We start from the raw sequence: 2,136 nt of genomic DNA on the forward strand, positions 1-2,136 counted from the left end.
GCGAGGTCACCGGGCCCAGCGTCTGGGACGGCTACGCGGCAGCCGCGGCCTGCGAGGCGGGCGTGCGGGCCCAGCGGGAGGGCCGGCGCGTCGAGGTCGAGCTGATCGAGCGGCCCGACTTCTACCAGTGAGCCGACCGGGGAGGTGGACCGCGAAGGCACGGAGTGCACAACGGGAGAGGGCGGTGCCGGAAGGCACCGCCCTCTCCCATTCGTTCCGCTTAGGCCGAGGTCGGAAGGACCGTCCGTGGCCGGGGCGAGAACCCGGCCCCCTGGTAGCAGTCGTCGATGAGCCGCATGGTGGCGAGCGCGTCGTCGGCGTCCAGGCGGAGTGGAGTGCCCCGGCGCAGATGGGCCGCGAACGATTCGAGCTGGTAGGTGTACGAGGACCGGCGGCCGAGCATCTCGGTGCGCTCGCCCGTGGCCGTGCGGACCAGGAGCCGGTCGTCCACGTGCGGTTGGACGAAGTTCACCGCTGTGGCCTCACCGAGTGAACCCACGATCCGGTAGCTGAACTGCAGCTCGTGGTGGGCCATGTGGCAGCGGGCGGTACCGGTGGCACCACCCGGGAACTCCAGGTCCGCGTCCAGCCACTCGTCCACTCCGGGCGCGCCCGGACGCGCGCCGCCCGCCCAGGAAGCGAGCACCCGCTGGGCGTGCAGGCTGTAGCAGCCCAGGTCCATGAGCGCGCCGCCCGCCAGCGGAAGCGACCAGCGCACGTCGGTGTCCTCGGGCGCCGGCATGACCATCGTCGTTTCCACATGCCGGAGTTCGCCCAGTTCCCCGCTGTCCAGCAGTTCGTGCAGACGCCGGGTGACCGGGTGGAACAGATAGTGGAAGCCCTCCATGAAGGCCGTGCCCGCCTTCGCGACGGCGTCCCGGACCTCGATGGCCTCCTCCGTGCTGCTCGCGGAGGGCTTCTCGGTGAGCACGTGCTTGTCCGCGGCGAGGGCGGCGAGGTTCCAGGGCCCGTGCAGGCCGTTGGCGAGGGGGTTGTAGACGACCTCGACCTCGGGGTCGGCNNNCGACGAGGCGGTGGCCGGTCACACGGGCCGGGCCGACGATCGAGAGCTCGGCGATCCGGGCCGCGCCCAGAACACCGATCCGTAGCGGTTCGTCCGTCATGCCTTGCGTACCTCTTCCAGTCGTACGGGCCGGTGCTCCTGCAGCGACAGTGTGCACGCCTCGGCGATCCAGCTGGCTTCGAGGGCGTCGGCCACGGTGCAGGGGGACGGGCGGGAGCCCGCCACGACCTCGGTGAACGCGGTGAGTTCGGCGCGGTAGGCGGCGGCGAAGCGGTCCATGAAGAAGTGGTGCGGGGGGCCGGCGGGGAAGGTGACCCCCGGTTCGACGGACCGCAGCGGCAGCTTGTCCTCCAGGCCCACGGCGATGCTGTCCTTCATGCCGTGCACCTCCAGGCGGACGTCGTAACCGCGGGCGTTGTGCCGGGAGTTGGAGATGACGCCGATCGTGCCGTCGTCGAAGGTCAGCAGCGCGGAGGCGGTGTCGACGTCGCCGGCAGCCGCGATGTAGTCGGCGCCCCGGTTGCCGCCGGTCGCGTACACCTCGACGACCTCGCGGCCGGTGACCCAGCGCACGATGTCGAAGTCGTGCACGCTGCAGTCGCGGAAGATGCCGCCGGAGACGGCCACGTACGCGGCGGGCGGCGGGGCGGGGTCCAGGGTGGTGGACCGTACGGTGTGCAGCAGTCCGAGTTCGCCGTTCACCACGGCCGCGCGAGCGGCGACACAGCCGGCGTCGAAGCGCCGGTTGTAGCCGATGTGCACCTCGACCCCGCCGTCCTCCACCGCACGCAGAACTTCGAGGCTCTCCTCGACGCCGCGGGCCACGGGCTTCTCGCAGANNCCGTGGCCCCGAACCGCTCCGCGGCGGAGGAGGCGGCAGCGGCCACCGGATCGGTGACCACCAGCGAGTCCACCGCTTCGAGTCCTGCCAGGGTTTCCGCGTGGAACGCGCCGATCCGGCCCAGCCCCATGATGCCAATACGCATGTGAATCTTGCTCCTTCAGCCCAGGGGGCGGTTCAGTCGAGTCCGCCGAAGACGATCTGGTCCCAGTCGATGACCGAGCCGGTCACCACACCGCTGCGGTCGGAGAGCAGGAAGACGACGAGATCG

The 2,136-nt window shown here is 71.1% G+C and carries 2 protein-coding genes and 3 pseudogenes; 1 reads left to right on the plus strand and 4 read right to left on the minus strand.

Annotation, left to right across the window (positions count from 1 at the left end):
• Positions 1 to 131, plus strand: a pseudogene (locus tag AOK17_RS53380) (inositol 2-dehydrogenase); the annotation flags it as partial.
• Positions 132 to 220: 89 nt separating this feature from the next.
• Here AOK17_RS53380 and AOK17_RS47370 read toward each other — a convergent pair.
• From AOK17_RS47370 to AOK17_RS53390, 4 genes and pseudogenes are all read right to left on the minus strand, one after another.
• A partial coding sequence (locus tag AOK17_RS47370) for a Gfo/Idh/MocA family protein (RefSeq protein ID WP_245697911.1) occupies positions 221 to 1,021 on the minus strand: 801 nt, incomplete at its 5' end.
• A gap of 99 nt (positions 1,022 to 1,120) precedes the next feature.
• Positions 1,121 to 1,863: Gfo/Idh/MocA family protein (locus AOK17_RS47375; protein ID WP_245697912.1), on the minus strand; the 743-nt coding region annotated here is incomplete at its 5' end.
• A 2-nt stretch (positions 1,864 to 1,865) separates the two neighbouring features.
• Positions 1,866 to 2,010, minus strand: a pseudogene (locus tag AOK17_RS53385) (dehydrogenase); the annotation flags it as partial.
• Between the two features lie 32 nt (positions 2,011 to 2,042).
• A pseudogene (locus tag AOK17_RS53390) lies at positions 2,043 to 2,136 on the minus strand (short-chain dehydrogenase); the annotation flags it as partial.

Origin of the sequence: Streptomyces phaeochromogenes (genome assembly GCF_001418655.1) — a bacterium.
Lineage (GTDB): Bacteria > Actinomycetota > Actinomycetes > Streptomycetales > Streptomycetaceae > Streptomyces > Streptomyces phaeochromogenes.